Origin of the sequence: Sphingopyxis sp., from assembly GCF_036402335.1 — a bacterium.
GTDB lineage: Bacteria > Pseudomonadota > Alphaproteobacteria > Sphingomonadales > Sphingomonadaceae > Sphingopyxis.
On sequence record NZ_DASWTD010000418.1, the window covers coordinates 1 to 4,056 of the forward strand.

Genomic DNA, 4,056 nt, shown 5'->3' on the forward strand with positions numbered 1-4,056 from the left:
CGCTGCTGCGATACGACCGGGTGGGGTTGCCGGGAAATTTCTTGTCGGTCACGTTCGGGTCATTCTCGAATGCCCCGGTCGGCTCTACGGCATACACACGCGGGACTGCATCGCCCTCGGTGAGTTCCGCCGCGATTTCGGCGGCAAGCCCCGCACCGTCGACAAGGGCCGTGAAATAGATGTGGTTCATCACCACTTCGGAACGATAATTCGACCGGAAGCCCGCGGTCAGGAAATCGCCCACGCGCAGATCGGCAATCGTGCCGTGGAAAAACGGACCCTCGTCCAGCACTTCGGTCATCGTTATCGTCCTTGCCTTGCGAGCCTGTTTGGTCCGTGAGCCAATGTCCGCGATCGGTCGATAGCGGCTATCGGGCCAGCAACCCGCCCGCCAGCAGCATCGCCACCCGTACATCGATGCCGCAGCCTTCGGCGCGTTTCGCCGCGACAAAATCGGCGATGCTATCCAGCGGGACGCGGTGGACAATGATATCCTCGCTATCGACCCCGCCGCCTTCGCCGACCTTGGTCAGCCCGGTCGCGACGAGCAGGGTAAAACTTTCGCTGACCATGCCGGGCGAGCTGTAGAATTCGCCGACGGTGCGCCAATCGTCGGCGCGATAGCCGGTTTCCTCTTCGAGTTCGCGCGCAGCTGCGATTTCCGGGGCCTCACCCGCCGTGTCGTCGCCGACCAGCCCCGCCGGCAGTTCGAGGCAGCTTAGTTTGAGCGGCACGCGATATTGCTCGACGAGGATGACGTGGCGGCCGCCTTCGTCTTCGTCGATCGCGAGGATTACCGCCGCGTGGATGCCGCGCGAACGCGAGACATATTCCCACGTCCCCTGCTGTTTGACCGTGATGAAGCGGCCTTCCCACCGCGTCTCGATGGGGGTGTCCTCGCCGGGACGGCTCATGGCGGTTCCTTTTAGAGTTCGATCAGGCGGTCGGGCAGTTCGTTCGGATTTTCGCTGCCGCGCGGGAAATGCTCTGCGAGCACGATGCCCATCTGACGCACCGCCTCGGCCATGCCCTCGCCGGGCCGGCCGGCGCGAACGCGTTCGATCAGCGCCGCCATGGCGTCGCCCCACACGTCGGCGGAGACTTTCGCGGCGATCGCTTCGTCGGCGACGATGTCGGCACGATGCTCCTTCAGGCTGACGTACAAGAGCACCCCGGTGCGCCCGATCGTCTTCGCCTCGGTGCCGACCTTGAACAGGCCGATCGCGCGGGCGCGGACGCGCTGTGCCTTGATCGCGCGCGGCGTCAGCGCCATCCGCAGGGGGCGCCACAACAGGATCAGCCACGTGCCGATCCATTTAAGCACGCCGACGGCAATAACGGTCCCAAGCCATTGATTGGCGGTGAGCTCATGTCCCCAGCCGCCGGTCAGCCGGTCGTACAGGCCGCGATAAAATTCGGGGAACAATGCGATCACCGACATCGCAACGAAGGCGATGATGCTCGCCCAGACGAGCGCGACATCGTCGTAATCGTTCGACTTTGCCGCGACGACGGTAACGATCTCGCCGCTCGTATGCGCCTCGGCCGCGGCGACCGCCGCGGTGACGATATCATGATCGGCCTCGCTCACATGGCTGATTTTCTGTGGCATTTTCCGCGCTCCCTACCAGCCGCCCGAGGCGCCGCCGCCCCCGAAGGAACCGCCGCCGCCCGAGAAGCCGCCGAAGCCGCCGCCCCCGCCGCCGCCCCAGCTCGAACCGCCGCCGCCCCATGAAGAGCCGCCGCTGCCGCCACCCCAGTCGTCGCCGCCCCAGATGATAATCGGGGCATCCCACGGCCGGCCCTTGCGGCGTTTCTTGCCGCGCCGTCCGAGGCGCGACAGCATCGGCAGGATGAAGAAGAAAAAGACGATGAAGCCGACAAAGAAGAGGCCGCCCCAGTCGCCGTCGTCGGCGCGGTCGCGTTCGGCGGAATCGGCTGCTGCGGCGCGTGCCGCGGCTTCTTCGGGCGGCAGCTGGATCTGCTGCGCGATCGCGTTGACGCCGTCCTGGATCCCGCCGGGCATGTCGCCCGCCTTGAACTTCGGCGTCACGACGTCGCGAATGATCCGGCCCGACAGCGCATCGGTGAGGATGGGTTCGAGCCCCAAGCCGACCGAGATGTTCATCCGCCGCTCGTTGGGCGCGATCAGGAAGACGACGCCATCGTCCTTGGTTTCGTCGCCAATTCCCCAGGCACGGCCGAGCTTGTAGCCATAGTCGGCGATATCATTGCCCTCGAGGTCCGTGACCGTCGCGACGACGAGCTGGTGCCCGGTCGTCTTTTCGAGTTCGAGAAGCTGCGTGTTGAGCGCCGCTTCCTCGGCCGCCGGAATGATATCGGCCTGATCGACGACCGGATTACCCGCGAGCTTCGGGAAGGTCTGCGCCGTGGCGGGCGCTGCGAGCAGGGAAAGGCCGAGCGCCCAGCCGAGCAGGACGGATTTCATGGTGCATCTCCGGTCTGGGCGGCGATAGCGTCGATGCCGGTCGACAGGCCGCCGGCATAATCGCCCTGCCTGAAACGCGGCGTCATCTGACGAACGACCGCCAAAGCCTTGTCGTCGGAAAAGATCTTTTCCATGCCGAGGCCGGTCGCGATCCGCATCTGCCGGTCCTGCGGCGCGACGAGGATCAGGATTCCGTCGTCATGATCCTTGCGTCCGATGCCCCAGCGGTTGGCGAGGCAGGTTCCGAAATTCTCGACGCTGATCCCGTTCAGGCCGGGCGTCGTCGCGACGACCATCTGGTGGCGGGTCCGGTCTTCATACCGGGCGAGGCGATCGGACAAGCGCGCTTCCTCTTCGTCGCTCAATATCGCGGCGGCGTCGGTGACCCGCCCTTCGAGCGCCATCTGCGGGACGCTTTTGCAAAGCGCGGTCTCTTCCCGCAGGGCCGGCGCAGAGGGCGCCGCCTTGCAACCGCCCGCAACCGTGAGGATTGCGAGCGGCACGGCAAGGGCGGCGGCGCGCACCTTATTGACCGAAGTCGACCTTCGGTGCCTGATCGGCATTCGGGCTGGTCGCCTTGTACGGCGTCATCGGCTGTGCGCCATGGACGATCTTGGCCCCGATGATGTCGGGAAAGGTCCGGATCGTCGTGTTATAATCCTGCACCGCGGCGTTATAGTCCTGCACCGACACGTTGATGCGGTTTTCGGTGCCCTCGAGCTGGGTCATCAGGTCGGCGAAGCGCGCCTGGCTCTTGAGGTCGGGATATTGTTCGACGGTGACGAGCAGGCGGCCGAGCGCGCTCGACACATTGCCCTGCGCCTGCTGGAACGCCTGCACCTTTGCAGGGTCCTCGAGATCGTCGGTGCTGAGTTTGACCTGCGTCGCCGAGGCGCGCGCCTGGATCACGCCCTCCAGCGTCGATTGCTCGATCTTCGATGCGCCCTTGGCGGTTTCGACGAGGTTGGGGATCAGGTCGGCGCGCCGCTGGTAGGCGGCTTCGACATTCGCCCATTTGGCCTTCGCGGCTTCTTCCTTGGTGGGGACGCTGTTGATGCCGCAAGCCGACAGGCTCATCGCGGCAACGGGGATGATCAGCAGGCGGGCATAACGAAAAGACATGGTCATCAAGCTCCCTCCGGCGGCGTTTTGCCGCAACAACACACATAATAGGAAGCCGCTTGCCTTTGTGCAATCGTCGCGGCACCTTTCGGCGCAAGGTTCAACAATCCGGGGTACGACAAGATGTTGAGTGAATTCAGGGAATTTATCGCGCGCGGCAATGTCATCGACCTCGCCGTCGGCGTCATCATCGGCGGTGCTTTCGCAACGATCACCGGCTCGCTGACCGAGGATCTGATCATGCCCATCGTCGGTGCGATCTTTGGCGGGGTCGATTTTTCGAGCCAGTTCATCCTGCTTGGCAGCGTTCCCGACGGCATCGCGGCGACCGATTATGCGGCGCTCAAAAAAGCCGGCGTGGCGATGATCGGTTATGGCGCCTTCATCACCGCGGTGATCAATTTCCTGATCCTCGCGTGGATCATCTTCCTGCTCGTCAAGACGGTGAACAAGGTTGTCCGCAAGGCACCCGACGCCCCCGCCGG

General features: G+C 64.6%; 7 protein-coding genes. 1 reads left to right on the forward strand and 6 read right to left on the reverse strand.

Features of this window, described 5'->3' with window-relative positions; translation table 11 throughout:
• The 6 genes from VGD20_RS13605 to VGD20_RS13630 form a co-directional block, all read right to left on the reverse strand.
• Positions 1-301, reverse strand: a 301-nt coding sequence (locus tag VGD20_RS13605) for an NAD(+)--rifampin ADP-ribosyltransferase (protein WP_331134966.1), incomplete at its 3' end; no start/stop codon positions are given.
• Between the two features lie 67 nt (positions 302-368).
• Positions 369-914 (reverse strand): NUDIX hydrolase, encoded by a 546-nt coding sequence (locus tag VGD20_RS13610; protein WP_331134967.1) that lies wholly within the window; start codon positions 912-914, stop codon positions 369-371.
• An 11-nt stretch (positions 915-925) separates the two neighbouring features.
• Positions 926-1,612, reverse strand: a complete 687-nt coding sequence (locus VGD20_RS13615) for a hypothetical protein (protein WP_331134968.1) — start codon at positions 1,610-1,612, stop codon at positions 926-928.
• Positions 1,613-1,624: 12 nt separating this feature from the next.
• Complete coding sequence (locus VGD20_RS13620) at positions 1,625-2,449, reverse strand: TPM domain-containing protein (RefSeq protein WP_331134969.1); 825 nt, start codon at positions 2,447-2,449, stop codon at positions 1,625-1,627.
• The gene (locus tag VGD20_RS13625) at positions 2,446-2,973 is read right to left on the reverse strand and encodes a TPM domain-containing protein (RefSeq protein ID WP_331134970.1); all 528 of its coding nucleotides are present in this window, start codon (positions 2,971-2,973) and stop codon (positions 2,446-2,448) included. Before VGD20_RS13625 ends, VGD20_RS13620 begins: the two co-directional genes overlap by 4 nt.
• 1 nt (position 2,974) lies before the next feature.
• Complete coding sequence (locus VGD20_RS13630; protein WP_331134971.1) at positions 2,975-3,577, reverse strand: LemA family protein; 603 nt, start codon at positions 3,575-3,577, stop codon at positions 2,975-2,977.
• Between the two features lie 117 nt (positions 3,578-3,694).
• Between VGD20_RS13630 and mscL the strand changes: the two genes are divergently transcribed.
• A partial coding sequence (mscL, locus tag VGD20_RS13635) for a large conductance mechanosensitive channel protein MscL (RefSeq protein ID WP_331134972.1) occupies positions 3,695-4,056 on the forward strand: 362 nt, incomplete at its 3' end.

What these genes read in the sequence shown, in the direction of transcription:
- VGD20_RS13610 (WP_331134967.1), bottom strand. Translation starts at nt 914, where the DNA reads ATGAGCCGTCCCGGCGAGGACACCCCCATCGAGACGCGGTGGGAAGGC.
- VGD20_RS13620 (WP_331134969.1), bottom strand. Translation starts at nt 2,449, where the DNA reads ATGAAATCCGTCCTGCTCGGCTGGGCGCTCGGCCTTTCCCTGCTCGCA.
- VGD20_RS13615 (WP_331134968.1), bottom strand. Translation starts at nt 1,612, where the DNA reads ATGCCACAGAAAATCAGCCATGTGAGCGAGGCCGATCATGATATCGTC.
- VGD20_RS13630 (WP_331134971.1), bottom strand. Translation starts at nt 3,577, where the DNA reads ATGACCATGTCTTTTCGTTATGCCCGCCTGCTGATCATCCCCGTTGCC.